This window comes from Kosakonia radicincitans DSM 16656 (assembly GCF_000280495.2).
Taxonomy (GTDB): domain Bacteria; phylum Pseudomonadota; class Gammaproteobacteria; order Enterobacterales; family Enterobacteriaceae; genus Kosakonia; species Kosakonia radicincitans.
On sequence record NZ_CP018016.1, the window covers coordinates 5,026,726 to 5,050,775 of the forward strand.

The 24,050-nt window shown below is 54.5% G+C and carries 26 protein-coding genes and 1 tRNA gene; 9 read left to right on the plus strand and 18 right to left on the minus strand.

The features are described from left to right. The first annotated feature begins 12 nt into the window (after window positions 1-12). Window positions 13-1,133 (plus strand): IS3 family transposase gene (locus Y71_RS24090; protein ID WP_145954157.1). Its coding sequence is split into 2 segments (ribosomal slippage): window positions 13-271 and window positions 271-1,133, totalling 1,122 coding nucleotides; the frame shifts between segments, so codons are not numbered across the junction. Between the two features lie 149 nt (window positions 1,134-1,282). Here Y71_RS24090 and Y71_RS24095 read toward each other — a convergent pair. The 3 genes from Y71_RS24095 to Y71_RS24105 all read right to left on the minus strand — a co-directional run bounded on the left by Y71_RS24095 (window position 1,283) and on the right by Y71_RS24105 (window position 2,789). Then, window positions 1,283-1,639, minus strand: coding sequence for a putative T6SS immunity periplasmic lipoprotein (locus Y71_RS24095; RefSeq protein WP_035943061.1), 357 nt, complete (start codon window positions 1,637-1,639; stop codon window positions 1,283-1,285). 2 nt (window positions 1,640-1,641) lie between these two features. Continuing rightward, window positions 1,642-2,184, minus strand: coding sequence for a hypothetical protein (locus tag Y71_RS24100; RefSeq protein WP_007372860.1), 543 nt, complete (start codon window positions 2,182-2,184; stop codon window positions 1,642-1,644). A 520-nt stretch (window positions 2,185-2,704) separates the two neighbouring features. Continuing rightward, a tRNA-Leu gene (locus Y71_RS24105) sits at window positions 2,705-2,789 on the minus strand. 411 nt (window positions 2,790-3,200) lie between these two features. On the opposite strand from Y71_RS24105, the gene Y71_RS24110 reads away from it, so the two are divergent. After that, window positions 3,201-3,800 carry a response regulator transcription factor gene (locus tag Y71_RS24110; RefSeq protein ID WP_007372859.1) on the plus strand — a complete coding sequence of 200 codons (600 nt, stop codon included), beginning with the start codon at window positions 3,201-3,203 and terminating at the stop codon, window positions 3,798-3,800. 140 nt (window positions 3,801-3,940) lie between these two features. Here the strand turns inward: Y71_RS24110 and Y71_RS24115 are convergent, their stop codons facing one another. Genes Y71_RS24115 through Y71_RS24140 form a run of 6 tightly spaced genes read right to left on the minus strand, consistent with a single transcriptional unit; the run spans window position 3,941 to window position 7,126 of the window. Next, on the minus strand, window positions 3,941-4,321 hold the full coding sequence (locus Y71_RS24115) for a hypothetical protein (RefSeq protein WP_007372858.1): 381 nt from the start codon (window positions 4,319-4,321) through the stop codon (window positions 3,941-3,943). Next, a complete protein-coding gene (locus Y71_RS24120; RefSeq protein ID WP_007372857.1) occupies window positions 4,318-4,731 on the minus strand; it encodes a hypothetical protein in 414 nt (137 codons plus the stop codon). The genes Y71_RS24115 and Y71_RS24120 overlap by 4 nt, the downstream gene beginning before the upstream one ends. A gap of 56 nt (window positions 4,732-4,787) precedes the next feature. Further along, complete coding sequence (locus Y71_RS24125) at window positions 4,788-5,258, minus strand: hypothetical protein (RefSeq protein WP_007372856.1); 471 nt, start codon at window positions 5,256-5,258, stop codon at window positions 4,788-4,790. Between the two features lie 19 nt (window positions 5,259-5,277). Further along, window positions 5,278-5,733, minus strand: coding sequence for a lysozyme (locus Y71_RS24130; RefSeq protein ID WP_007372855.1), 456 nt, complete (start codon window positions 5,731-5,733; stop codon window positions 5,278-5,280). After that, window positions 5,726-6,424: a DUF2589 domain-containing protein gene (locus Y71_RS24135; protein ID WP_007372854.1), complete on the minus strand. Its 699-nt coding sequence runs from the start codon at window positions 6,422-6,424 to the stop codon at window positions 5,726-5,728. The genes Y71_RS24130 and Y71_RS24135 overlap by 8 nt, the downstream gene beginning before the upstream one ends. A 54-nt stretch (window positions 6,425-6,478) precedes the next feature. Next, complete coding sequence (locus Y71_RS24140) at window positions 6,479-7,126, minus strand: DUF2589 domain-containing protein (RefSeq protein ID WP_007372853.1); 648 nt, start codon at window positions 7,124-7,126, stop codon at window positions 6,479-6,481. Window positions 7,127-7,361: 235 nt separating this feature from the next. Here Y71_RS24140 and ahr point away from each other — a divergent pair, with 235 nt between their 5' ends. Then, window positions 7,362-8,399: an NADPH-dependent aldehyde reductase Ahr gene (gene ahr, locus Y71_RS24145; RefSeq protein WP_007372852.1), complete on the plus strand. Its 1,038-nt coding sequence runs from the start codon at window positions 7,362-7,364 to the stop codon at window positions 8,397-8,399. 204 nt (window positions 8,400-8,603) lie between these two features. Here the strand turns inward: ahr and Y71_RS24150 are convergent, their stop codons facing one another. The 4 genes from Y71_RS24150 to Y71_RS30825 all read right to left on the minus strand — a co-directional run bounded on the left by Y71_RS24150 (window position 8,604) and on the right by Y71_RS30825 (window position 12,733). Beyond that, window positions 8,604-10,238: a dihydroxyacetone kinase subunit DhaK gene (locus tag Y71_RS24150; protein WP_007372851.1), complete on the minus strand. Its 1,635-nt coding sequence runs from the start codon at window positions 10,236-10,238 to the stop codon at window positions 8,604-8,606. A 198-nt stretch (window positions 10,239-10,436) separates the two neighbouring features. After that, window positions 10,437-11,519 (minus strand): LPS export ABC transporter permease LptG, encoded by a 1,083-nt coding sequence (gene lptG / locus Y71_RS24155; protein WP_007372850.1) that lies wholly within the window; start codon window positions 11,517-11,519, stop codon window positions 10,437-10,439. Then, a complete protein-coding gene (gene lptF, locus Y71_RS24160) occupies window positions 11,519-12,619 on the minus strand; it encodes an LPS export ABC transporter permease LptF (protein WP_035887062.1) in 1,101 nt (366 codons plus the stop codon). Before lptF ends, lptG begins: the two co-directional genes overlap by 1 nt. 63 nt (window positions 12,620-12,682) lie before the next feature. Continuing rightward, the gene (locus tag Y71_RS30825; protein ID WP_216637209.1) at window positions 12,683-12,733 is read right to left on the minus strand and encodes a hypothetical protein; all 51 of its coding nucleotides are present in this window, start codon (window positions 12,731-12,733) and stop codon (window positions 12,683-12,685) included. A gap of 153 nt (window positions 12,734-12,886) precedes the next feature. Between Y71_RS30825 and pepA the strand changes: the two genes are divergently transcribed. The 3 genes from pepA (at window position 12,887) to Y71_RS24185 (ending at window position 17,982) form a co-directional block, all read left to right on the plus strand. Then, on the plus strand, window positions 12,887-14,398 hold the full coding sequence (gene pepA, locus Y71_RS24170) for a leucyl aminopeptidase (protein ID WP_007372848.1): 1,512 nt from the start codon (window positions 12,887-12,889) through the stop codon (window positions 14,396-14,398). A 285-nt stretch (window positions 14,399-14,683) separates the two neighbouring features. After that, window positions 14,684-15,127 carry a DNA polymerase III subunit chi gene (gene holC / locus Y71_RS24180; protein WP_007372847.1) on the plus strand — a complete coding sequence of 148 codons (444 nt, stop codon included), beginning with the start codon at window positions 14,684-14,686 and terminating at the stop codon, window positions 15,125-15,127. Continuing rightward, window positions 15,127-17,982 carry a valine--tRNA ligase gene (locus Y71_RS24185; RefSeq protein WP_007372846.1) on the plus strand — a complete coding sequence of 952 codons (2,856 nt, stop codon included), beginning with the start codon at window positions 15,127-15,129 and terminating at the stop codon, window positions 17,980-17,982. The genes holC and Y71_RS24185 overlap by 1 nt, the downstream gene beginning before the upstream one ends. 127 nt (window positions 17,983-18,109) lie before the next feature. Here Y71_RS24185 and Y71_RS24190 read toward each other — a convergent pair whose 3' ends face one another. Continuing rightward, window positions 18,110-19,312 carry a YjgN family protein gene (locus tag Y71_RS24190; protein ID WP_007372845.1) on the minus strand — a complete coding sequence of 401 codons (1,203 nt, stop codon included), beginning with the start codon at window positions 19,310-19,312 and terminating at the stop codon, window positions 18,110-18,112. 194 nt (window positions 19,313-19,506) lie between these two features. Between Y71_RS24190 and Y71_RS24195 the strand changes: the two genes are divergently transcribed. Then, window positions 19,507-20,010 carry a GNAT family N-acetyltransferase gene (locus tag Y71_RS24195; protein ID WP_007372844.1) on the plus strand — a complete coding sequence of 168 codons (504 nt, stop codon included), beginning with the start codon at window positions 19,507-19,509 and terminating at the stop codon, window positions 20,008-20,010. 39 nt (window positions 20,011-20,049) lie between these two features. On the opposite strand, the gene Y71_RS24200 is transcribed toward Y71_RS24195, so the two are convergent. Genes Y71_RS24200 through rraB form a run of 3 tightly spaced genes read right to left on the minus strand, consistent with a single transcriptional unit; the run spans window position 20,050 to window position 22,135 of the window. Continuing rightward, window positions 20,050-20,874, minus strand: a complete 825-nt coding sequence (locus Y71_RS24200) for a hypothetical protein (protein ID WP_007372843.1) — start codon at window positions 20,872-20,874, stop codon at window positions 20,050-20,052. 22 nt (window positions 20,875-20,896) lie between these two features. Then, window positions 20,897-21,655: a tRNA isopentenyl-2-thiomethyl-A-37 hydroxylase MiaE gene (gene miaE / locus Y71_RS24205; protein ID WP_007372842.1), complete on the minus strand. Its 759-nt coding sequence runs from the start codon at window positions 21,653-21,655 to the stop codon at window positions 20,897-20,899. A 45-nt stretch (window positions 21,656-21,700) separates the two neighbouring features. After that, window positions 21,701-22,135: a ribonuclease E inhibitor RraB gene (rraB, locus tag Y71_RS24210; protein ID WP_007372841.1), complete on the minus strand. Its 435-nt coding sequence runs from the start codon at window positions 22,133-22,135 to the stop codon at window positions 21,701-21,703. Between the two features lie 97 nt (window positions 22,136-22,232). Here rraB and argL point away from each other — a divergent pair, with 97 nt between their 5' ends. Both argL and argF read left to right on the plus strand, forming a co-directional pair. Next, a complete protein-coding gene (gene argL, locus Y71_RS31145) occupies window positions 22,233-22,328 on the plus strand; it encodes a putative translational regulatory protein ArgL (protein WP_371813225.1) in 96 nt (31 codons plus the stop codon). Further along, window positions 22,298-23,302, plus strand: a complete 1,005-nt coding sequence (argF, locus tag Y71_RS24215; RefSeq protein ID WP_007372840.1) for an ornithine carbamoyltransferase — start codon at window positions 22,298-22,300, stop codon at window positions 23,300-23,302. The genes argL and argF overlap by 31 nt, the downstream gene beginning before the upstream one ends. Before the next feature lie 36 nt (window positions 23,303-23,338). On the opposite strand, the gene Y71_RS24220 is transcribed toward argF, so the two are convergent. Beyond that, window positions 23,339-23,791 (minus strand): YhcH/YjgK/YiaL family protein, encoded by a 453-nt coding sequence (locus Y71_RS24220; RefSeq protein WP_007372839.1) that lies wholly within the window; start codon window positions 23,789-23,791, stop codon window positions 23,339-23,341. Between the last annotated feature and the right edge of the window lie 259 nt (window positions 23,792-24,050).

Here is a 24,050-nt window from a genome sequence, read left to right on the forward strand (position 1 = left end):
GAGGACAACCCCATGAAGAAGCGTTTTTCCGACGAACAGATCATCAATATTCTTCGCGAAGCCGAGGCGGGTGTTTCTGCCCGCGAACTCTGCCGTAAGTACGCCATCTCCGACGCCACGTTTTATACGTGGCGTAAGAAGTTTGGTGGCATGGAAGTACCTGAAGTAAAAAGGCTTAAGTCACCTGAAGAAGAGAACGCCCGCCTCAGGAAACTGCTCGCCGAAGCCATGCTGGATAAAGAGGCACTACAGGTGGCTCTGGGCCGAAAGTACTGACGACAGACCAGAAGCGGGAAGCCGTGACAGTGATGTGCAAAGCGACAGATCTGTCGCAACGGCGTGCCTGCAGGCTGACAGGTTTGTCCCTGTCGACCTGCCGTTATGATGCGCACCGCCCGGCTACTGATACGTATCTGTCTGCACGTATCACCGAACTGGCAATGGAACGCCGACGTTTCGGTTACCGGCGTATCTGGCAGCTTCTGCGTCGTGAAGGCCTTTGCGTTAACCACAAACGGGTCTACCGCATTTATCATCTCAAGGGTCTGGGCGTAAAACGCAGACGGCGCCGTAAGGGGCTGGCAACTGAGCGGCTTCCGCTGTTGCGTCCGGCAGGGCCCAACCTGACGCGGTCAATGGATTTTGTCATGGATGCGCTGGCCAGTGGTCGCCGGATTAAATGCCTGACCTGCGTTGATGATTTCACGAAGGAGTGTCTGACGATCAGCGTTGCTTTCGGGATTACAGGCGTTCAGGTATCACGCATTCTGGACAGCGTTGCGCTGTTTCGTGGCTATCCGGCGACGATAAGAACAGATCAGGGGCCTGACTTTACCTGCCGTGCGCTGGATCAGTGGGCCTTTGAACATAGTATTGAGCTGCGGCTTATTCAGCCGGGCAAGCCGACACAGAATGGCTTTATCGAGAGTTTTAATGGTCGTTTTCGCGATGAATGCCTGAATGAGCACTGGTTCCACGATATTGTTCATGCAAAAGCAATTATAAGCGCATGGCGGCGGGACTATAACGAATGCCGGCCTCATTCTTCGTTGAATTATCAGACCCCTTCAGAGTTTGCAGCGGGATGGCGAAACGGAGAATACGGGAGTAAATCAACCGACATTACTAACTGATTATTGTGTTTAATACTGGGGGCAGGTCATAGTGATTGGAGCCTGTTCATAATGTCTACCTAAGCATTCATTTATGTGCATCCTACTACATCGGTTGATAATGTGGCTACAGGCTTTGAGAGGATGAGACGAGGGGGCGCAACACCCCCTTATTCTTTGGGATAAGAAAGTTCAGCAGTGATTAAATGTGACCCTGATTTATCAGATTGGACGTCATACGCGAAGTTATACCGCTCTCCAGACGTAAACTTAAATCCGAATACAGGAAGACACTCACCCTTCGGTACATAAACAGGCTTGTCGTCGAAAATCTTGTGAAGAGAGTCACTATTATCACTATTGATTTGAATAGCAGTGATCCGTTCCTGCGGCTCCAGTGGTGACACCACACAAACTTGATTATTTTTGATAAATGCCGTTGTAGATTCACGACCTACCATTCGATCACCAGGCCCAGGGCATCCCATTAAGAGAAATACAACACCCAGCAACATTTTGTTCTTCATGTTTAACGCCCCTTCCCTGTTACGATTTTCTGGTAAAGCGAGGGGACATCCTGCAACATATCTACGCCTCTGTACATCCCCATGCGCCCAGGCCTTTGATAATAAGACCACTTACTGATCCCATAAACCAGCAGTAACCAGTAATCAGCTAAAATAGAGGCTTGCTGTTCAAGAGAGTAATCAGTGAGCTTTTCTTTATCCAGCCTGTAGGTATATTCAGCAGCCCAGCTAAATGCACCCCGCATTCTCACCCATTGCCCGTGTTGGTGTTGCCAGGCATGCCCCAGCTCATGGATGAAAACATATTTATCTTCAACGAAAACCGAGTTTGCGGAAAAGTCTTCCCTATACATAGATTTTCTGTACCACAACTCCCCGTTGGGAGTCATCGCGTAGTTTTGTTTCTGTAGGCCGAACGGTAAATAGCTGTCACAATGAATCCAGACACGGCTATAAACTATCGAATCACCGAACACCCTACGAGCCATTGCAATCTCGCCTAACGTCATCCGGCGTAATGTTCCTTCCTCTGCCTGTGCGCTCATAAACTGTCCTCCTTGTATGATTTATATCAGGGTATCCAGGGAGCATAAAACGCGCAACTAACAGATTTTGGACAATAGAAGCCATAAAGCCCCGTTGGTGATACAGCAACAAGCGGAGCGTAGCGACTTCATCAGACTGTCAGAGGGTTCACACCTTATCAGGGTGCTCGTGTACCGTTAGGAGCGTGAGCGAAACGCTGATAGAGCCTACATGTCGTTTGTAGGTACGTTTATCCACCATAAACCTGTTTACGTGGCTCATAAGGCCGCACATCGGGCTTAAATGCGTGTGATCAATCTGTTTTGGTATGGAGTTTAGAGACGGCGGCACGTCTTCCGGCTTCAAAGGAAAAGCGATACAAGGTTGAGCCTGGTAACTACTTGCCACTGCGTGCTAACGTACCAAAAGCCATTAACAATCACAGTGGCTTTTGTACTTGATAGGGAACTGACATTTCTTATATGCAAATGAGACAGGTTTTTCACACTAGCTCATTGTTTTTAAAGGAATTTAGTGACTTGGTGCCGAAGGCCGGACTCGAACCGGCACGTATTTCTACGGTTGATTTTGAATCAACTGCGTCTACCGATTTCGCCACTTCGGCACTGAAGGGGATGCGGAAACGTGTGGGATTATACCTGCCGTTCGCGGCTATGCAAGCCACGATATCGCGTTCAGTTGCTAAGTGATGAAAAAACCAGCGTTGCGTCAAGCTGTTGGTACTCCCTTTTCCTGTCGCAGTGCTTTATCCGCTACATTAACCCGTCTTTCGAAATTCCCTGTCTCCTCTACCACGTTATTTATCATCCTCACCCTGCTAATTATTTATAAAATAGCGAAACGGTCATTTTTAATATATGATATTTTAATAAACAGATTATCTATTTCATTTTCGCTAATTTGCCATATCGGTTAAAAGACCTATGACAATTAGCCTGTTTCATTTTTTTCATTTCATTTAATACTCTGATGATTACCAGGCTCATTGACGAACGCTATTACGTGGAGATGACGCATGCATGTACTCATGATTGACAAGCAGTCGATATTTATTGAAGGAATGGCATCAGTACTTTCGCACTTTATCCCAAATGTGAAGATTCGAGGGCTGAATAATCAGAATGAAATTAATGAAACACTAAATGAATTTCCCGCATCGTTAATTCTGCTGGATGGTGACGGAAATAAAACAGAGAGTCTTGAATTACTCGATACGCTGGCATTGCACCACCCCACTATTCCGGTGGTGATGCTGATGAATAAATGCCAGCCGACATTACTCAGGCAGTTTCTGCATCACCATGCGATTGCGTTTGTCAGGCGTGATTCTCCGCCGGAAACCATCGCGCAGACGCTGCGTACCGCGTCGCTGGGAATGCTCTGCTTCCCGCAGGAAAGCATCACGCTGCTGGATGGCGGACACGGCGCGATTGCGCGGCTCAGCGAGCGTCAGCGTGAAATCCTCAAGCTGCTGGCTGCCGGGGAATCCAACAAGCAAATCAGCCGCCAGTTAAATATCAGCGCCGGTACAGTGAAAGCGCATCTGGAATCTATTTTCCGCCGTCTGAATGTGAATAACCGCACTCAAGCCGCGATGATGTATTCGGACGAATAGCCCAGCCTGAATTTTTATTAACAGTTAATTGTTGCTACATGTTCCCGTGAGCAAATACAGGAGCACTATGCCCGTGCATAATGCTCCTGCCAGAGATATTTAACATCAGCATTTACAGCAGCGCAGATGCACTGTGACTCTTATTTGGCGGACGTTGTCTTGCGGGGTGCTCTGGAAGATGTCGCTTTTTTAACCGCCGACGTTTTTTTACGTACTGGTGTTTTTTTCGGCTTCTCATCTTTACGCATCGTGTGGCAGAAATAATAAATAGCAATCACGCCGACACCGACATCTTTTAATATCCAGAACGGCAGTTCTTGCGCCATTAACATGACATTGAACAGCAAATAGGGAAGATTGAGAAACCCCTGAACGGTAAATCCTAACGCAGTAATTAATAATCCAATGCGATACCACACAGGGATATTGGGCATACGGGAGCTGAGGGCGCTGACAAAAATAATCACCGCAATCGCCCCATCCACCAGCGTGGCCGCCCAGAAAATGAGTTTCAACGTCATGATGGATCTCCCGATTTAGGGCGTCGTGGCGCGCGGCGGCGCGATGGGGTGGCTTTTACGCCACGGGCGACGCGTTTTAGCTCGCCGGCAACCTGTAAAATATCGTGCCCTTCCCGACGGTTAAAAAAATTCGCCAGCCAGGCAATCATCCCGACGCTGATCGCGCCGACAAAATAGCCAATGCCCATCGCGATATCGCTATCTTTGAAGTTCATCCCCAGCCAGCGCGCAATAAAGCCGCCCAGCGTGAAGGTCGTGCTGACGCTTATAGCCCCGATGATCACCCCTGCCGCCAGCCGACCGTGCTGATGCAATTTTTTTGGTTGCCAGAAAAACGAGACGCTCAGCCCGCCAAATAACCCGGCGAGCGCGGCCAGTCCCTGACTTAACATCTGAATGCCGTCAACCATGGCAATCTCCTCCTCAACAGGCGGCCTCAACGAATAGGATGAGGCCGCAATACTGACTACTGGCAAGGAGGAAGCGTGACGGTTGTCGCGTCATTATCTGTAGTGAGATAACGCGTCGCGCTTTCCGGGCTGTAGATCAGATGTTTGTTACTGCGCAGACCGCGTACGCTATCGACATCGGCGCTGTACCATTTTCCTTTCCCCGGCGCAGGCTTGCCGGTCCAGGGATCGCCGCCCAACACTTTCTTGTTCAGCGCCCAGATGTTCCACAGCGAATCTTCCGCCTTCCCACTCCAGCCCAATTTGAGCGCCTGTTCGCGGGTCACGTACTCAGCGGGCAGCACATCATCACGATTTAGCGTTTTGAGCAGAGCCGTCAGTTTCTTCTCATCCTGCACGGTCTTGTTGTTCTGTTTCGCCAGTTGCTGGTTGGCCGCCTGTACCACCGCGCTGCATTGCGGTAAGTCGGCATACGCCGGTACAGCGGTTAACACAGCCAGAAACAGTATCGACAGTGTGTATTTCATGGGAATCCCTCCAGTCAGTTCAGTTTACGGGGGCCATAAACAGCGCACGTTCCGCGTCACGGCGACGGGTCAAGCCAGCGAGAATTTTGCCGCCAGCTTTATTCCAGCGCGGAAGCTGATCCGCCGCCTCCTGGTATTGCCCCTGGTTGAGCAGGCGCAGCAGCGTCGAGTTCTGCAAATTGCCCAGCCCGACGTTAAAGGCGAACGCCACCAGCGCATCGAACTGGTTCTGGTTGAGATCGACCGTCACGAGGCGATGAACCCCGCGCTCGGTCATCCCCAGATCCGCCCGCAACAAATCTTCCGCTTCCACCTTGCTTAACGCTTGCGGGAAATTCTCATGGGGCAGAATCAAATGGCCGTAGCCGATGGTCCATTTACCGACCGCATCGCGGTACTTCTCCAGGCTTAGCCCTTCAAAAGACTTAATTAATGTCAACCCGGCCGCGCCGGTGTTTGCTGGTTGATTAGCCATTGTCATCACTCCTCACGTTAGATTGGGGAAGAACTTGTCGGGTGTACTCTTCAATCAGCCGCATCACGCTTTCCGGTGGTTCCAGCACGGTGAACTGCATCTCAATGTCCACATGTCCGCTGTCACGACCGCTGCCTTCGCGGCTCGGCGGCGACATGCTGACAAGGAAACGGCCAACCGTGTCATCGGGCGTACCGGAAACCGCGCTCTGCTGCTCAACGGCATCGGTTCGTACTGTCAAAAAGACCTTCATTTTTTCCAGCATCAGCCCGCGCGGCGTGGAGAGCGCCACCAGCGGCAAGGCAAAGTGATGTTGATCATCCAGCGCCATTTCGACGACTTTTGGCACCAGCCTGCCGTCATCGCTGTGCTCAAAAAAGGGGTCCAGCGCCTGCATGTATTGATGCGCGATAAGCTGGTTTGCCGCCGAAGCGGCGTGCTGCATCCCGCGCGTGATATCCGCCAGCGAGAGAGATGCCCCAACCGGACCGCCGGGTGGCGGGCTTTCCGGCGGCGGCGGATCGGGCGGTAGATCCGAAGAGGGCGGATCCGCAGGCGGCAACCCGCCGGTCTCTTCTGTCGGCGGATCGTCGGGCGACATTCCGGCGCGCTCGTCCGGCGGAGCCGTAGGCTGCTCGCTCGCCTTCTCTTGCGTATTCCGGTTGCCGCGAAGCCAGTCTTTCATTGACATAGTGCGCTCCGTGAAAAATGAGGCTGCAACGCAGCCTCAGCGTGAACATCAGAATTAACGCGTTGCGTCAGCCGGAGCTTTTTCAGCGCCAGCAGGCGTTTCGGGGTAGGCATCAAGCTGTTTCGATTCCAGCTTTTGCGCCTCAGACGGCAGAACAGCCGGGCGTGTTGCGGCATCCGTCAGGAAATCAATCACGCGCATCAGCGCTTCCGGCGGCGGCTGACGTTTGACCTGGGTGTGGATGCTGTATTTCGCGCGGGTATCGGTGGAGCGGGTTTGCTGATCTTTGTGCGAAACACGTCCGCTGATTTTGACGCTGAACGGTCCCCAGCCGACGGACGCTTCCAGCGAGGCTTCCGCTTCTGTCTGGCTGCTGCTGGCTTCGCTCTGCGAGACTTCCAGTTCGAAATCGATGGTCCCTTCTTCGATGCTGATGTTCGGGTGAGAGATGGCCGCCAGCAGCGGGATGCGCATGGTTTTTTTCACCACGCCCTGAATCACGCCTTTGTCGTCAACCACGGTTTCGTCGTAATCGAACTGCACCGACTCCGCTTTACCATCCTTAATACAGACAGAGAGCAGGAAGTCGGCATAGGCCTTACTCGCCTGTACCTGTGCTTTGATCATTGCCTGCAACGGGCCGCCGATCATATGTTCCAGCGGTAGTGCATTAATGACCGATCCAATGAATTGTGAATCCATAATGCGTACTCCTGTGAGTTGTACAGAAACATCGTGTTGCGAATTCGCAGGACCCACACTACAGGCCGGGAAAGTCTGAAAATATTGGCTGGATGACGGGTTAAAACAGGGGAAATGGCCCAGGGCAGAAGGCATGGCTTTGGCGAAACGGGCGGTCTGACGCGCGACATTCTGCCGGAGAAGCGCCAGATGCCCTACACTTCATGCGTCCCCCTCAAAACCTAAGGAATCCGTAATGAGCATCATCAAAAGTTACGCTGCACCGCAGGCCGGCGCCGCGCTTGAATTGCAGGAATACGATGCCGGCCCGCTGGCGGCAGAAGATGTGGAAGTGCAGGTGGATTATTGCGGTATCTGCCATTCAGACTTGTCGATGATCGACAACGAATGGGGCTTCTCCCAGTACCCGCTGGTTGCCGGGCATGAAGTGATTGGCCGCGTGGTGGAACTGGGTAGCGCTGCACAAAACAAAGGGTTAAAAGTGGGCCAGCGAGTGGGAATCGGCTGGACGGCGCGCAGCTGCGGGCACTGCGATGCCTGTATCGACGGCAACCATATCAACTGCCTGGAAGGCGCGGTGCCGACCATTCTGAATCGCGGTGGTTTTGCCGATAAGCTCCGCGCCGACTGGCAGTGGGTGATCCCGCTGCCGGATAGCATCGATATCGAAACCGCCGGGCCGCTGCTGTGCGGGGGCATTACCGTGTTTAAACCGCTGCTGATGCACAACATCACCGCCACCAGCCGCGTTGGCGTGATTGGGATTGGCGGCCTCGGGCATATCGCCATCAAGCTGCTGCATGCAATGGGTTGTGAAGTGACGGCGTTCAGTTCAAATCCGGCGAAAGAAGCGGAAGTGCGGATTATGGGTGCCGACTATGTCGTGAACAGCCGCGATCCGGAAGCATTAAAAGCGCTGGCCGGTCAGTACGATCTGATCATCAACACCGTTAACGTCGATCTTAACTGGCAGCCTTATTTTGAAGCGCTGACCCACGGCGGCCATTTCCACACGGTGGGTGCCGTGCTGAAGCCGCTGGAAGTCCCGGCATTTACCCTGATCGCCGGTGACCGCAGCGTTTCGGGTTCGGCAACCGGCACGCCATTTGAGCTGCGCAAGCTGATGAAGTTTGCCGGACGCGCTAAAGTCGCGCCAACCACCGAGATGTTCCCGATGTCGCGAATCAATGAAGCCTTGCAGCACGTGCGCGACGGGAAAGCCCGCTACCGCGTGGTGTTGAAAGCAGATTTCCAGAACGGAGTGGAAGCGTAGCTTTGCCCGATCCGCAAAGGGATCGCGCAGGGGAGTGATAAGGGGGACGCTGTGGTCCCCCTTTTTACGTTCACGCTGGCGAGATTTCAGAAACCACAGAATGCCGATCAACGAAACCACTCCACAACGGTGAAATAAATGCCGGATGGCGGGTCGCTCTGACATGTGGTGTGTAAGCCCGGTAAGCCACCGGGCAAGTGTGCTTTATTTCGCGATAGCAGCAAACACTTCGGCAATCGCCACCGCGCCGGGATCGCTCACGCCATCAAGGTTTTCACGGTTAACGTACGACGAGCGCCCGGCCCCTGCTTTTTGCATCGTTGCCGTACTGGCTGCCCCGCTTTTCGCCGCAGAGACTGCGGCATTTAGCCCGTTATCGCGCAACGCTTCCAGCGCCGGTTGCAGCGCATCGATCAGCGTACGATCGCCCAGATCCGCCCCGCCGTAGTGCTTCATCTGTTTTAGCCCCAGCAGTAACGCCTCTGGCAACGCTGTACCGTTATGTATCGCCTGGCCTGCCGCAGTGAAGAAGATCGACATCAGCACGCCGCTGGAGCCGCCCATTACCGTCGCCAGCCGTTCGCCGATCAGTTGCAGCAACTGCGCGGTGTTATTCAGCGGCAGCGCCTCTTCTTCCAGCAGCCGGGCAATCTCACGCGCGCCTTCGGCGAAGGTCGAACCGGTATCGCCATCGCCCACTTTCGCATCCAGCGCGTTCAGGCGATTTTCCAGGCCAATCAACGTCTGCACCGCCGTACCGACCAGCGCTTTTACCTGTGGATTGTCTGAAGGTTCAATCTCCAGCCCGTCATACACCGCACTGTGCTGCTGGGTTTTCATCGGCGCGAACGCCACCGGTTTTTGCCAGCCAACGGTTTGCACATTCGCGCAAATCGCCTGCTCGAACGCGTCATTCAGGCGCAGCAACGACAGGGAAAAACCTTTCATATCCAGCGAACTGACCAGCGGCGCAGGGCCAATCAAATACGCAATTTGATCTTTCAACGCCGAATGCGCCAGCTCTTTGGTCAGCAGCGCCATTTCAAGCGCCGACACGCCGCCAAGGTTGTTGATCAGCACGGCGACACGATCGTCGCCCACCGCTGCTTTCAGCGGTTTCACCAGCGTGTCGATAAGCGACTTGCTGTTCTGTGTGTCGACAATTGAAGCGCCCGGCTCGCCGTGAATCCCCAGCCCCAGCTCGACCTTGCCGCGCTGAATACGCCCTTCCTCTTCGCTGCCCGGCAGGTTGCAGGTCTCCATCGCCAGCCCAAGGCTGTAGACGTTATCGCAGGCCTTTTGCGCGATGTCGCGCACTTCACTCAGCGATTTCCCCTGATCGGCGGCATGGCCGGCAATCTTATGCACCAGCGCCGTTCCGGCGATGCCGCGCGGCTGTTTGTTATCCGGCAGCGCGATGTCGTCGGCGACGATCACCATCTCGACTTTCAGGCCGTAGCGCTTGGCTTTTTCCGCCGCAAGGCCGAAGTTAAGCCGGTCGCCGGTGTAGTTTTTAACAATCAACAGGCAACCGCGATCGCCGGTCACCGCCACGATGGCGTTCAGCACCGCATCGACGCTGGGCGAAGCAAACACATCACCGCAGACGGCGGCGGTCAGCATGCCTTTGCCGACAAAGCCAGCATGTGCCGGTTCATGGCCGGAACCCCCACCGGAAATCACCGCTACGCGGCTTTTATCCCAGTCAGCACGGGCCACAATGCGAATGGCGGGATCAATATCGAGTCGGACAAGGTTGCCGTGCGGGGCGGATATCACTAAGCCTTCAATGGCGTCATTGACCAGTTGTTTGCGGTCATTGAAAAAGAACCTGGACATAATTTCCCTAAATGTTGTGAATCGTTACTCAATCATAGCCCGAAGCACAATGGACGTGGCAAAGAACAGAATTTACTGAAAGCCATTATGGCGTGGTACGCCCCGGATGCGGGTAAGCCACTGCAACATATCTGCTCCTTTGGCGAAAAAAAGAGAGGCCGCAGCCTCTCTTATGTAATACAGAACATCATTGATGTATTAGCTTTTGCGCATCATCAGCCACAAGCTAATCAGGAAGAACAAGCCGCTCGGCAGCAGCGCGCCGACCACTGGTGGAATGCCATACACCAGCGTCAGCGGGCCGAAAATCTGATCCAGCACGTAGAAAACAAAGCCGAAGCTGATGCCGGTCACCACGCGCACACCCATCGCCACGCTACGCAGCGGGCCAAAGATAAACGACAGTGCCATCAGCATCATGACCGCCACCGACAGCGGCTGGAAGATTTTGCTCCACATATTGAGCTGATAACGGCCGGAATCCTGGCCGCTCGACTTCAGGTACTTCACATAGTTGTGCAGACCGCTGATGGAGAGCGCATCCGGATCCAGCGCCACTACGCCGAGTTTGTCCGGCGTGAGGTTGGTTTTCCAGGTCCCGCTGACGGTCTGCGAGCCGGTCACTTGTTTCGGATCGGTCAGGTTTGATTCATCCACCTGCGACAGCCGCCAGATTTTGTTCTCCGCATCGAATTTAGCTGACGCGGCGTAGCGCACCGATTGCAAACGACGCTGATCGTTGAAGGCATAAATACTGACGCCGCCAAGCTCATCATCACCTTTCACACGTTCGATGTAGATAAAGTTGTTGCCGTCTTTCGCCCACAGCCCGGCCTGCGTGGAGAGCAGCGAGCCGCCATACATCGACTGCGCACGCTGGTTACGCGCCATCTGCTCGCCCTGCGGCGCAACCCATTCGCCAATCGCCATGGTCAGCAGGACCAGCGGAATAGCGGTTTTCATCACCGACAGCGCCACCTGCATGCGGGTGTAGCCGGAAGCTTGCATTACCACCAGCTCGCTGCGCTGCGCCAGCATGCCCAGACCGAGCAGCGCGCCAAGCAGCGCGGCCATCGGGAAGAAGATCTGGATATCTTTCGGCACGCTGAGAATGGTGTACATCCCGGCGCCCAGCGCGTCGTAACTCCCCTGCCCGGCTTTTTTCAACTGATCGACAAATTTGATAATGCCGGAGAGCGACACCAGCATGAACAGCGTCATCATGATGGTGGAAAAGATGGTTTTCCCGATATAGCGGTCAAGTACGCCAAAAGCCTGCATTATACCGCTCCTCTACGCGTAAAACGGGCGCGAACCCGGCGCATCGGCACCGTATCCCACAGGTTCAGCACCACAGCCAGCGCCAGGTAGACCAGGTTAACCGTCCACATCCAGATCATCGGATCCAGCTTACCCTTCGCGCCGTTTGAGCGAAGCGTGGTCTGCAACAGGAAGAACACGAGATACAGCAGCATCGCGGGCAGCATCGATAACACGCGTCCCTGACGCGGGTTAACCACGCTCAGCGGCACGACCATCAGCGCCATCATCACCACGGTAAAGATCAGCGTTAAGCGCCAGTGCAGCTCCGCGCTGGCGCGCGGGTTGTCCGTATTGAACAACGTACGCATGTCCATCTGTTCGGTATCGCTTGGATCGAGCGCAACGGTCTGGTGACCAATAATTGCCTGGTAGTTCTGGAAATCAGTGATGCGGAAGTCGCGCAACATGGCGGTACCCTCAAAGCGTGTGCCGGTGTTGAGCGTCACCACCTGGGAACCATCTTTATGCTGGGAAAGCTGGCCGGAATCCGCCACCACCACTGACGGGCGTGCGTTGCCTTTGGGGCGGATCTGCGCAAGAAATACGTTGTGAAAGCGGTTGCCTTCGACACCTTCAATAAACAGCACCGAGTTGCCGTCTGTCGCCTGCTGGAACTGCCCCTGCGCCAGCGCCGCCATACCAGGGTTCGCTTTGGCATCCGCCAGTACCTGATCCTGATGACGGGATGACCATGGACCAGCCCACATTACGTTAACCGCAGCGATAATGCCGGTAAACAGCGCCAGCACCATGGCGGCTTTGATCAGCACCGCACGGCTGAGACCGCAGGCGTGCATCACCGTGATTTCACTTTCGGTATAGAGTTTGCCCAGCGTCATTAGCAGGCCAAGGAACAGACTCAACGGCAGGATAAGCTGCGCCATCTCCGGCACGCCCAGCCCCAGCAGCGAGAGCACGAGGTTTGTTGGGATTTCGCCATCAGCGGCTGCGCCTAAAATCCTCACCAGTTTCTGACAAAAGAAAATCAGAAGCAGGATGAATAGGATCGCAAGCTGGCTTTTTAGCGTCTCCCGCACCAGATATCTTATGATTATCACTTTAAATACGCCCGTAAAAACCAGTCTTTTTCCTGGAAAATCGCTTGTTTCATGGCTTAAACGTCATTTATTCTCTTGAGTCGTCGAAATCATCGCTAAGATTAATATACTCAGCGGATGGGTGCGTAAGAGCCAATTCTGACGTGCCGAAACCGAAGTACCATTAAGATTAACACGAAGTCATCGCAACAGCGGACATGCGTTACGTAAGCTTGCAATTCTATCCGTAGCCGCCGCCGTTGTCTTTAAGATTCAGGAGCGTAGTGCATGGAGTTCAGTGTAAAAAGCGGTAGCCCGGAGAAACAGCGTAGTGCCTGCATCGTTGTGGGTGTCTTTGAACCGCGCCGACTCTCCCCGATCGCCGAGCAACTCGATAAGATCAGCGATGGCTACATCAGCGCGCTGCTCCGTCGCGGAGAACTGGAAGGTAAGCCAGGACAAACCCTGCTGCTTCACCACGTACCGAATGTCCTCTCCGAGCGTATTTTGCTGATTGGCTGCGGTAAAGAGCGTGAACTGGATGAGCGCCAGTACAAGCAGGTCATTCAGAAAACCATAAACACCCTGAATGATACGGGCTCGATGGAAGCCGTCTGCTTCCTGACCGAACTGCATGTCAAAGGGCGCAACACCTACTGGAAAGTGCGCCAGGCCGTTGAGACAGCGAAAGAGACCCTGTACAGCTTCGATCAACTGAAAACCAACAAAATCGAACCGCGTCGTCCGCTGCGTAAAATGGTCTTCAACGTGCCGACTCGTCGCGAGTTAACCAGCGGCGAACGCGCTATCCAGCACGGTCTGGCTATCTCTGCGGGGATTAAAGCAGCCAAAGATCTCGGCAATATGCCGCCGAATATCTGTAATGCCGCGTACCTCGCTTCGCAGGCGCGCCAGTTGGCGGACACCTACAGCAAAAACGTCCTGACCCGCGTGATTGGCGAACAGCAGATGCGCGAACTGGGCATGCACTCGTACCTGGCTGTCGGCCAGGGCTCGCAGAACGAGTCGCTGATGTCGGTGATTGAGTACAAAGGCAACCCGTCGGAAGACGCTCGCCCGATTGTGCTGGTCGGTAAAGGCCTGACCTTCGACTCCGGCGGTATCTCCATCAAACCTGCCGAAGGCATGGACGAGATGAAGTACGACATGTGCGGCGCGGCGGCGGTGTACGGCGTGATGCGCATGGTGGCCGAACTGCAACTGCCGCTGAACGTGATTGGCGTGCTGGCAGGCTGTGAAAACATGCCAGGCGGGCGCGCGTATCGTCCGGGCGACGTGCTGACCACCATGTCCGGCCAGACGGTCGAAGTGCTGAATACCGACGCCGAAGGCCGTCTGGTGCTGTGCGATGTGCTGACCTACGTTGAGCGCTTCGAGCCGGAAGCGGTGATCGATGTCGCGACGCTGACCGGCGCATGCGTGATTGCCCTTGGCCATCACATCACCGGTCTGCTGTCGAACCACAACCCGCTGGCGCACGAACTGATTGGCGCGTCCGAGCAGGCTGGCGACCGCGCATGGCGTTTACCGCTGGGCGATGAGTACCAGGATCAGCTGGAATCCAATTTTGCGGATATGGCGAACATCGGCGGCCGTCCTGGCGGTGCTATCACCGCGGGTTGCTTCCTGTCGCGCTTTGCCCGTAAATACAACTGGGCCCACCTGGATATCGCCGGTACCGCATGGCGCTCCGGCAAAGCCAAAGGCGCAACCGGTCGTCCGGTGGCGATGCTGTCGCAGTTCCTGCTGAACCGCGCCGGGTTTAACGGCGAAGAGTAAGTCGTCAATGCCGGATGGCTATGATTGCCGGATGGCGGCTATGCCCTGTCCGGCCTGGAACCTCGCGCAATGTGAACTCTATACCCTATGGATTTCGCGTTGCATCGCGGCGGCAACTGAGCAAATCCCCAGGAGCATAGAAAACTATGTGACTGGGGTGCGCAACAAATCTGCCGGGAGCAGATTTGAACGCTGCCTGCAGCGGCCCCTTGAGGGCGAGGCCCAGGGATGGGCCGAGTATTCGCAGCCAACAAAGAGGCAGCGTGAAAGACGACGGGTATAGATATGAAAAATGCGACCTTTTACCTTCTGGACAACGATAACGCCGTTGACGGCTTAAGCGCCGTCGAGCAACTGGTGTGTGAAATTGCCGCAGAACGTTGGCGTAACGGCAAGCGCGTGCTGATTGCCTGTGCCGATGAGCAGCAGGCGATTCGGCTGGATGAAGCATTATGGGCGCGCCCGGCAGAGAGTTTTGTGCCGCACAATCTGGCAGGCGAAGGTCCGCGCGGCGGCGCGCCGGTCGAACTGGCCTGGCCGCAAAAGCGCAACAGCAGCCCGCGCGATATTCTCATCAGCCTGAGCGCGGAATTTGCAGATTTTGCCACCGCTTTCACAGAAGTGGTAGACTTCGTCCCTTACGAAGACTCTCTGAAACAACTGGCGCGCGAACGCTATAAAGCCTACCGCGTGGCCGGTTTCAACCTGAACACGGCAACCTGGAAATAATGGAAAAGACATACAACCCCAAAGATATCGAACAGCCGCTGTACGAGCAGTGGGAAAAGCAGGGCTATTTCAAACCGAACGGTGATGAAAGCCAGGAAAGCTTCTGCATCATGATCCCGCCGCCGAACGTCACCGGCAGTTTGCATATGGGCCACGCCTTCCAGCAGACCATCATGGACACCATGATCCGCTACCAGCGCATGCAGGGGAAAAACACCCTGTGGCAGGTGGGTACTGACCATGCTGGTATCGCAACCCAGATGGTGGTTGAACGTAAAATTGCCGCAGAAGAAGGGAAAACCCGCCACGATTACGGTCGCGACGCGTTTATCGACAAAATCTGGCAGTGGAAAGCCGAATCCGGCGGCACCATCACCAACCAGATGCGCCGTCTTGGCAACTCCGTGGACTGGGAGCGCGAGCGCTTCACCATGGATGAAGGCCTCTCCAACGCGGTCAAAGAGGTGTTTGTCCGCCTGTATAAAGAAGATCTGATTTACCGTGGCAAACGCCTGGTGAACTGGGATCCGAAACTGCGCACCGCGATTTCCGACCTCGAAGTGGAAAACCGCGAGTCGAAAGGCTCAATGTGGCATATCCGCTATCCGCTGGCCGATGGCGCAAAAACCGCTGACGGTAAAGATTATCTGGTGGTTGCCACCACTCGTCCGGAAACCCTGCTGGGCGATACCGGCGTGGCCGTCAACCCGGAAGATCCGCGTTACAAAGATCTGATTGGCAAGTTCGTAGTGCTGCCGCTGGTTAACCGTCGCATTCCGATTGTTGGCGATGAACACGCCGATATGGAAAAAGGCACCGGCTGCGTGAAAATCACCCCGGCGCACGACTTTAACGACTACGAAGTGGGCCGTCGCCACAAGCTGCCGATGATCAACATCCTGACCTTTGACGGCGATATCCGTGAAAGCGCGCAGGTTTATGATACTAACGGCAACGAATCCGACGTTTACCCGGCGGATATCCCGGCAGAATTCCAGAAGCTGGAGCGTTTTGCCGCGCGTAAAGCAATGGTTGCCGCCGTGGACGCGCTGGGCCTGCTGGAAGAGATTAAACCGCACGACCTGACCGTTCCGTACGGCGATCGTGGCGGCGTGGTTATCGAACCGATGCTGACCGACCAGTGGTACGTGCGTGCCGATGTGCTGGCGAAACCGGCGGTTGAAGCGGTGGAAAACGGCGACATCCAGTTCGTGCCGAAGCAGTACGAAAACATGTACTTCTCCTGGATGCGCGATATTCAGGACTGGTGTATCTCCCGCCAGTTGTGGTGGGGTCACCGCATTCCGGCGTGGTATGACAACGAGGGCAACGTCTACGTTGGCCGCAGCGAAGAGGAAGTGCGTCAGGAAAACAACCTGGCCGCCGATATCGCGCTGCGTCAGGACGAAGACGTGCTGGATACCTGGTTCTCCTCCGCGCTGTGGACCTTCTCCACGCTCGGCTGGCCGGAAAACACCGATGCGCTGCGTCAGTTCCATCCGACCAGCGTGATGGTCTCCGGCTTCGACATCATCTTCTTCTGGATCGCGCGCATGATCATGATGACCATGCATTTCATCAAAGATGAAAACGGCAAGCCTCAGGTGCCGTTCAAGACCGTCTACATGACCGGTCTTATCCGCGATGACGAAGGGCAGAAGATGTCCAAATCGAAAGGTAACGTGATTGACCCGCTGGATATGGTTGACGGTATTTCGCTGGCGGATCTGCTGGAGAAACGTACCGGCAACATGATGCAGCCGCAGCTGGCGGAGAAAATCCGTAAGCGCACCGAGAAACAGTTCCCGGATGGTATTGAACCGCACGGCACCGACGCCCTGCGCTTCACGCTGGCGGCGCTGGCTTCCACCGGTCGCGATATCAACTGGGATATGAAGCGTCTGGAAGGTTACCGTAACTTCTGTAACAAGCTGTGGAACGCCAGCCGCTTTGTGCTGATGAACACCGAAGATCAGGATTGCGGCTTTAATGGCGGTGAAATGGTGCTGTCGCTGGCCGATCGCTGGATCCTCGCTGAATTCAACCAGACCATCAAAGCGTACCGCGAAGCGCTGGACAACTTCCGCTTCGATATCGCCGCAGGGATTCTGTACGAATTCACCTGGAACCAGTTCTGCGACTGGTATCTGGAGCTGGCCAAACCGGTCATGAACGGTGGGTCAGAAACTGAACTGCGCGGCACCCGCAATACGCTGGTAACAGTGCTGGAAGGTTTGCTGCGCCTCGCGCATCCGATCATTCCGTTTATCACTGAAACCATCTGGCAGCGCGTGAAAGTGCTGAAAGGCATTACCGCTGACACCATCATGCTGCAGCCGTTCCCGCAGTACGATGCGTCGCAGGTTGACGAAAAAGCGCTGGCGGATACCGAGTGGCTGAAACAGGCGATCATCGCGGTACGTAATATCCGCGCTGAGATGAATATCGCGCCGGGCAAACCGCTGGATCTGCTGCTGCGCGGTTGCAGCGAAGAGGCGATGCGTCGCGTGAACGATAACCGCAACTTCCTGCAAACGCTGGCGCGTCTGGAAAGCATCACCGTGCTGCCAGCCGATGATAAGGGGCCGGTGTCGGTCACTAAAATTATCGATGGCGCAGAGCTGCTGATCCCGATGGCGGGTCTGATCGACAAAGAAGCCGAGCTGGCGCGTCTGGCAAAAGAAGTGGCGAAGGTCGAACAGGAAATTGGCCGTATCGAAAGCAAGCTGGGCAACGAAGGTTTTGTCGCGCGCGCACCGGAAGCGGTAATTGCGAAAGAGCGTGAAAAACTGGACGGTTACGCTCAGGCAAAAGCGAAGCTGATTGAACAGCAGGCGGTCATCGCTGCGCTGTAATCCTCTTCAGGCATGAAAAAGCCGGGCTACGATGCCCGGCTTTTTTTATCCCGATAATCGACGTTTCGGCCAACACAACGCTGCCTGTAGGCCGGATAAGGCGTAGCCGCCATCCGGCACAATAAACTCAGAACAGCGCCGGGTAGAACGACAGACCGCGCGCCAGCAGGCTGGCCGGATCCTTCGCCGGGTGTTGATCGTGGTTCTCCAGCGGTAATGACGACAGATCGCCGTGCAAATGCGTGTTTTCCAGCAGATAGCGGGTAAAACGCACGTTCGCCCATGGCCACGCCAGGAACAGCGTTACCGAGCACACCAGCAAATTAGTAACGGAGATCCAGAACACGCGCCCCAGCGTAACCGTGGAAGAGAAACGAATATTCCCTTCCAGCGCCAACTGGCTATAAAGGTAATTACGCAGCTTCACAAAGGCGAAAATATAACAAATGATCGCGCCGACGATATAAACCAGGTAGCTGAAGATCAATTTGCCATAAAACGGCCCCATCAGCATCGCCAGTTGCTCCGGATTGTCGCCCACCGCATAAGCATATTGTGAAAGCATAAAGAAAGCCGGGATAGTGACATAAAGCGCGATGGCAATAAACGGTACAAACAGCAGCATCGACAGCACAATAATGGTGATGCACTTTTTCACTGCGAATTCGCCGGAGAATTTCAGCTTACCGTATTGCAGATTATTCACCAGCATACCAAACCACTGGGCAGTATATACGCCCTGCATTATCGCCACGCCCAGCAATAATACCAGGGTACCAGCGCCAATCATGGTGAAAATAGCGGTATACGAACCGCTACTCAGCGCCGAGGTGGTAAAGAATGAAAACACAATAATGGCAGCAGCCACAATCAGCAGCGGGCAGCCCATCATCACCCACCACGCACGCAGCGGGCTGGCGTAAAAACTAAAGCGGACGCCGTTAATTTCCGTCATCAGAAATTGATAACGCAGGCCCTGAGTAATCAACCACGGGAAAAAGATCAGGAATAACGCCATCATGCACAGTTGCAGAACAATATTGCCATGCACCATGTTAATGATGAAAACCGCATACAGCACCAGCATGCACAGCCAGCCAACAAATACCGAACGCCCGGTCGCGTGGTAAGAAAAACGCGCACCAGCCAGTTCAGTATTGGCGTAGAAATAACGGCGGGCGCGGACTAACGCCCATGGCAAATATAACCCCAGCGTTATCATGGTTAGCAGAATATTAATCAGCCAGATCAGAAAATAGCCTCTACCACTTCCCTGAAAAAGGAAATGGCGTACCGGCGTTGTCGCGGAATCCTGAGTATCGAAAGTCATAACAATCCTTATCGCAAAAAAGAAAAGCACAGCCTAATAAGACGTAAAAATGTTACGGAATAGTTATTTCCAGCCTCAAGTTTAAATAGCTTACGGATAAAAAAATAGCGACCAATATTCCTGGTCTTGCCAGATTGCTGTGAGAGTGGTATTAAGCGTGATCACGTGAAAAAGTAACCTAACAGAGAGCAGAGATGAATGTGACCGCTCCGGTAGAGGTAAAAATGCGCCGAATTGCTGCAACAGACAATGCCGCAATCGCATCTGTGATCCGCCAGGTATCGGCGGAATATGGCCTCACCGCCGATAAAGGCTACACCGTTGCCGACCCTGAACTGGATGAGCTTTATCAGCTTTATAGCAAGCCGGGTTACGCCTATTGGGTCGTCGAACTGAATGGCGAGGTCGTGGGCGGAGGCGGCGTTGCGCCGCTAAAATGTAGCGAGCCGGATATTTGCGAACTGCAAAAGATGTATTTCCTTCCCGCCGCACGTGGTCAGGGGCTGGCGAAAAAGCTGGCGCTGATGGCGATGGATCACGCCCGTACGCAGGGCTTTACTCGCTGTTACCTGGAAACGACCGCGTTTTTAACCGACGCCATAGGCCTGTATGAACATCTGGGGTTCGAACATATCGACGGGCCGCTGGGCTGCACCGGTCATGTTGACTGCGAAGTGCGCATGCTGAAAACGCTGTAACGGTAAACGAGCGGGTAGCGCACCCGCTCCGAATGCTGATTACGAGCGGCTCGCCTCAAGCATTAATGAACGATACAGACCAGCTGCCCGCTCCTGCGGCAGCGCCTGCACCCCGTTCAAAATCTCCAGCATCATGTCGCAAACCACTTTCTCCTTGCCAGACGCCTTATCCGGATGGTTGAGCAATTGCACATCCTCCCCGTATTTGCTGTAGAGCTGACGCACAATCGGTTCGAGATCCGCCTGCGCCTGCTTCTCTTCTTGTGGCGTAATGGTGTGCTTATCCGGCCCGTAGGTCGCCTGTAGCATGGCGTAATCGGTGTCCAGACGGCGTTTCAGCGTCTCGCGCGAGTTAAGCGCCACCGGGTTAACGCCGCCTTTTACCTCCGGATAATGGAAACGAAAGCAGGCATCATCGCTGATTTTTTGCATTTCTACCGTTTGATCGATCAACACACGCGTTTCCGCGACCACCAGTTGATCTGACGCCAGCGGCATACGCTGCATTTGCAAAGCGCTAAACCGGGGCTGGATGGTGTCGATAATTTTTTGCTCATTGGCACCGGCTTTCATCAGCACCACCACCTGGTTACGCAGCTCGCTAAACAGCTTCGGTTCGTGTTCGGCCATTAATTGCCAGGTGGGAACTCGCTGCACCATCGCATCAAACCGCGCCTCGGCGGTTTGCGCATTTTTTTGCGCCTGCAAATAGCGGATGTCGATAAAATTCCACAGGGCGATAAATACCGCCACCAGTACTGCCGCGCTGCCCTTACTTAGCCACCCTTTTTTTCGCATCAGCCCGGTGACAATGGTTATCGCCGCACCGGCATACGCCGCCATCAATACGTGCGTCCAGTTCATCCTTTGTTCCCTTAACGTTGGATTACACCGGCACGCCGCTGTGAAAACGGAACTCCGTATCCGGTGTTGAGATCAGCGCCGCTTCCACTTCGCCAAAATGGCGCACGCGCGGGCTGATATCGACAGTAGAAATCTGTTGTGCCAGCGCCAGATAATCCTGATAGTGACGCGCCTCTGAACGCAGCAGCGACAGATAAAAGCTCTGCAAATCCGCCTCCAGCCACGGCGCCAGCGCGGCAAAACGTTCGCAGGATCGGGCTTCAATGTAAGCGCCGCAAATGAGCTTATCGACCAAAGTGAGCGGCTCATGAGTGCGAACCTCTTTCAGCATGCCTTTGGCATAACGGCTGGCGGTGATTTTGACGTAGGGAATATTACGGGCGTTCATCGCTTCCCGCACCTGCCAGAAATGGTGCAGCTCCTCTTTAATCAGCAGCACCATGCTGTCGATAAGCTGGCGTCCCCAGGCATCGTCGGTCTGCGGCATGACGCTTTTGCCGATCTGTTTATGCAGGGCGACAAAATCCGGTTCCGGCCCTTCGCGGAAGGCGAAGGCTTCGTAGGGTTTCAGCCACTCCAGTAGCGCATCCGAACCGGCTTTATCCGCCACATATTTGCGTACCAGCAGCATGGCGGTTTGCGCCGCTTTCAGTTCGCAGATCATGTGGTCGGTCAGCAGCAGCGGCAGCATGGCCGGGTCGCGGGCTTTTTCTATCCAGGCGTTGGGTGTCGGGCAGTGGAGAAAATCTAAAACCGGGGCGAGTATTTGCGGGTAATCCATGGCGGTTCCTTGCTTTGCGGCAGCAGGCGCTGCCGCAACGGTCACTCAGTGGCGCACGCCGTTGTCTTCTTCATCGACGTAATCGTCGTCGTCACCTTCTTCGCCGTCTTCGCCTTCTTCACCGTCAGGATCTTCGTAGTAAGTCCCCCAACCGTCGTACTCAACGCCGATTTTCTCCGCGAGGTTGATCAGCTGTTCAACTTGCGTGTCGATAAGCTCGGCGTTCAGCGCGCATTCGCTCAGAACGTCGCAGCAAATCACCACTTCACCTTCGTCCAGCTCCAGCTCTTCCGGCTCAGTCACTTCATAACCCAGCTTGAACGCTTCAACGGCAGCTTTTTCCAGCGTCTCAAAATCATCTGCCGACAGATGATGCTCAATGGTGTACAGCGCTTCAGGATCGCTGCCGTCTTCCAGCAATTCTTCAATAATCAAACGCGTCTCTTCGCGCTGCTCTTCCAGGTGTTCCGGGTTCGCCATGGCTCGTTCCTCATAATGTGGCAGATACACTTATTGTCACACACCGCCGCCGTTGCCTCCACTCCTCGCCGAAAAGATTTATCCGCCGGGGTTGCAAATGCATATTCATACATATAAATTGAATTTTAATTCAACAAGTGGCCTTAGCCATGTGAGGAAAACATGTCTGCGTTTTACCAGAAACATTTTTTGAAACTGCTCGATTTTACACCTGCGGAAATCAATGCCCTGCTGCAACTCGCCTCGCAATTAAAAGCTGATAAGAAAAAAGGCCAGGAAGTGCAGAAACTTACCGGCAAAAACATCGCGCTCATCTTCGAAAAAGACTCTACCCGCACCCGATGCTCTTTCGAAGTTGCCGCATACGATCAGGGTGCCCGCGTTACTTATCTTGGGCCAAGCGGCAGCCAGATCGGCCATAAAGAATCGATTAAAGATACCGCGCGCGTACTGGGTCGTATGTACGACGGCATTCAATATCGCGGCTACGGCCAGGAGATTGTCGAAACGCTGGCGCAATATGCAGGCGTGCCGGTGTGGAACGGTTTAACCAATGAGTTCCACCCGACGCAACTGCTGGCGGATCTGCTGACCATGCGCGAGCACCTGCCGGGCAAACCGTTCAACCAGATGACGCTGGTCTACGCCGGCGATGCGCGCAACAATATGGGCAACTCCATGCTGGAAGCGGCGGCGCTGGTCGGCCTGGATCTGCGTCTTGTTGCGCCGAAGGCCTGCTGGCCGGATGCCAGCCTGGTGGCGGAGTGCACCGCGCTGGCAGTGAAAAACGGTGGCAATATTCTGCTGACAGAAGATGTCGCCGCTGGCGTGAAGGGCGCAGATTTCATCTATACCGATGTCTGGGTATCGATGGGTGAAGCCAAAGAGAAATGGGCTGAACGCATCGCGCTACTGCGTCCTTACCAGGTGAACAGCATGATGCTGTCGCTGACCGGCAACCCGCAGGTGAAATTCCTGCACTGTCTGCCGGCCTTCCATGACGATCAAACCACGCTCGGCAAGAAAATGGCGGAAGAATTTGGCCTGCACGGCGGTATGGAAGTCACCGATGAAGTGTTTGAATCACCAGCAAGCGTGGTATTCGACCAGGCGGAAAACCGGATGCACACCATCAAAGCCGTGATGGTGGCAACGCTCAGCCAGTAAGTTTTGCCCCTCACCCGCAGGGGTGAGGGAGCATTATCAGGCAACCAGCAGCTTCACCACCGCTTTGCGCACTTTCGCAGGTGCATTGATCGCACACAGCGGTTTATGTACTTCGCCTGGCCAGAAAACGACAAAATCCCCTTCGCTTAGCACCACGGTTTTTTCCTCGCCGCCTTCCGGCAAAAACGCAATGTCTTTATCAGCCAGCCAGTCAGTATCCGGTGCGCCCGCAGGCAAGGTGCTGAAGGTCATCCCTTCCTGGCCTTTCAGGACGATCTGAATATCCAGATAGCGCGCGTGATACTCCGCGCGGCGCTCGGCGAATGGCTGAGTCGAATCCTCAGAGATGAGATAAAACAGGCGGTTACCGTCGATGTCGTGTTTGCCGATCGCCGTCGCATCGGTGACATGCTGTTTAACGTGTTCAATAGCCTGGCGCAATTCCTGCGGCAGCCAGGATTGCAGATGGTGAATATTACCAACGATCATGATTTAACCCTCGATATAAAACATCGTTTCATTTTTAAATGTTTATACGAAAATTCACACTTCCATACCACCACTTTTTACGGGAGATTTGTGACAACGCATGTTTATCGGAAAATATGTTATATGCCTGTTAATCCTCAGGCGGAGTTTATGCAGTGATAATGCATAAACCTGGTCAGCGGGAACAGCGAACCATCTGTTAACTACTGATATTTAATATATTATTTAAAAAACCTTCCCTGAATCACACTTTGACGCT

Bases quoted from the DNA above. Each gene is read 5' to 3' on its own strand.
- ahr (WP_007372852.1), top strand. From the start codon at position 7,362: ATGAGCATCATCAAAAGTTACGCTGCACCGCAGGCCGGCGCCGCGCTT.
- Y71_RS24200 (WP_007372843.1), bottom strand. From the start codon at position 20,874: ATGAACTGGACGCACGTATTGATGGCGGCGTATGCCGGTGCGGCGATA.
- Y71_RS24135 (WP_007372854.1), bottom strand. From the start codon at position 6,424: ATGTCAATGAAAGACTGGCTTCGCGGCAACCGGAATACGCAAGAGAAG.
- miaE (WP_007372842.1), bottom strand. From the start codon at position 21,655: ATGGATTACCCGCAAATACTCGCCCCGGTTTTAGATTTTCTCCACTGC.
- holC (WP_007372847.1), top strand. From the start codon at position 14,684: ATGAAAAATGCGACCTTTTACCTTCTGGACAACGATAACGCCGTTGAC.
- Y71_RS24195 (WP_007372844.1), top strand. From the start codon at position 19,507: ATGAATGTGACCGCTCCGGTAGAGGTAAAAATGCGCCGAATTGCTGCA.
- argL (WP_371813225.1), top strand. From the start codon at position 22,233: ATGCATATTCATACATATAAATTGAATTTTAATTCAACAAGTGGCCTT.
- Y71_RS24130 (WP_007372855.1), bottom strand. From the start codon at position 5,733: ATGGCTAATCAACCAGCAAACACCGGCGCGGCCGGGTTGACATTAATT.
- Y71_RS24140 (WP_007372853.1), bottom strand. From the start codon at position 7,126: ATGGATTCACAATTCATTGGATCGGTCATTAATGCACTACCGCTGGAA.
- Y71_RS24150 (WP_007372851.1), bottom strand. From the start codon at position 10,238: ATGTCCAGGTTCTTTTTCAATGACCGCAAACAACTGGTCAATGACGCC.
- Y71_RS24190 (WP_007372845.1), bottom strand. From the start codon at position 19,312: ATGACTTTCGATACTCAGGATTCCGCGACAACGCCGGTACGCCATTTC.
- argF (WP_007372840.1), top strand. From the start codon at position 22,298: ATGTCTGCGTTTTACCAGAAACATTTTTTGAAACTGCTCGATTTTACA.
- Y71_RS24095 (WP_035943061.1), bottom strand. From the start codon at position 1,639: ATGAAGAACAAAATGTTGCTGGGTGTTGTATTTCTCTTAATGGGATGC.
- Y71_RS24110 (WP_007372859.1), top strand. From the start codon at position 3,201: ATGCATGTACTCATGATTGACAAGCAGTCGATATTTATTGAAGGAATG.
- Y71_RS24115 (WP_007372858.1), bottom strand. From the start codon at position 4,321: ATGACGTTGAAACTCATTTTCTGGGCGGCCACGCTGGTGGATGGGGCG.
- Y71_RS24125 (WP_007372856.1), bottom strand. From the start codon at position 5,258: ATGAAATACACACTGTCGATACTGTTTCTGGCTGTGTTAACCGCTGTA.
- rraB (WP_007372841.1), bottom strand. From the start codon at position 22,135: ATGGCGAACCCGGAACACCTGGAAGAGCAGCGCGAAGAGACGCGTTTG.
- Y71_RS24100 (WP_007372860.1), bottom strand. From the start codon at position 2,184: ATGAGCGCACAGGCAGAGGAAGGAACATTACGCCGGATGACGTTAGGC.
- lptG (WP_007372850.1), bottom strand. From the start codon at position 11,519: ATGCAGGCTTTTGGCGTACTTGACCGCTATATCGGGAAAACCATCTTT.
- Y71_RS24120 (WP_007372857.1), bottom strand. From the start codon at position 4,731: ATGGTTGACGGCATTCAGATGTTAAGTCAGGGACTGGCCGCGCTCGCC.
- Y71_RS24220 (WP_007372839.1), bottom strand. From the start codon at position 23,791: ATGATCGTTGGTAATATTCACCATCTGCAATCCTGGCTGCCGCAGGAA.
- Y71_RS24185 (WP_007372846.1), top strand. From the start codon at position 15,127: ATGGAAAAGACATACAACCCCAAAGATATCGAACAGCCGCTGTACGAG.
- pepA (WP_007372848.1), top strand. From the start codon at position 12,887: ATGGAGTTCAGTGTAAAAAGCGGTAGCCCGGAGAAACAGCGTAGTGCC.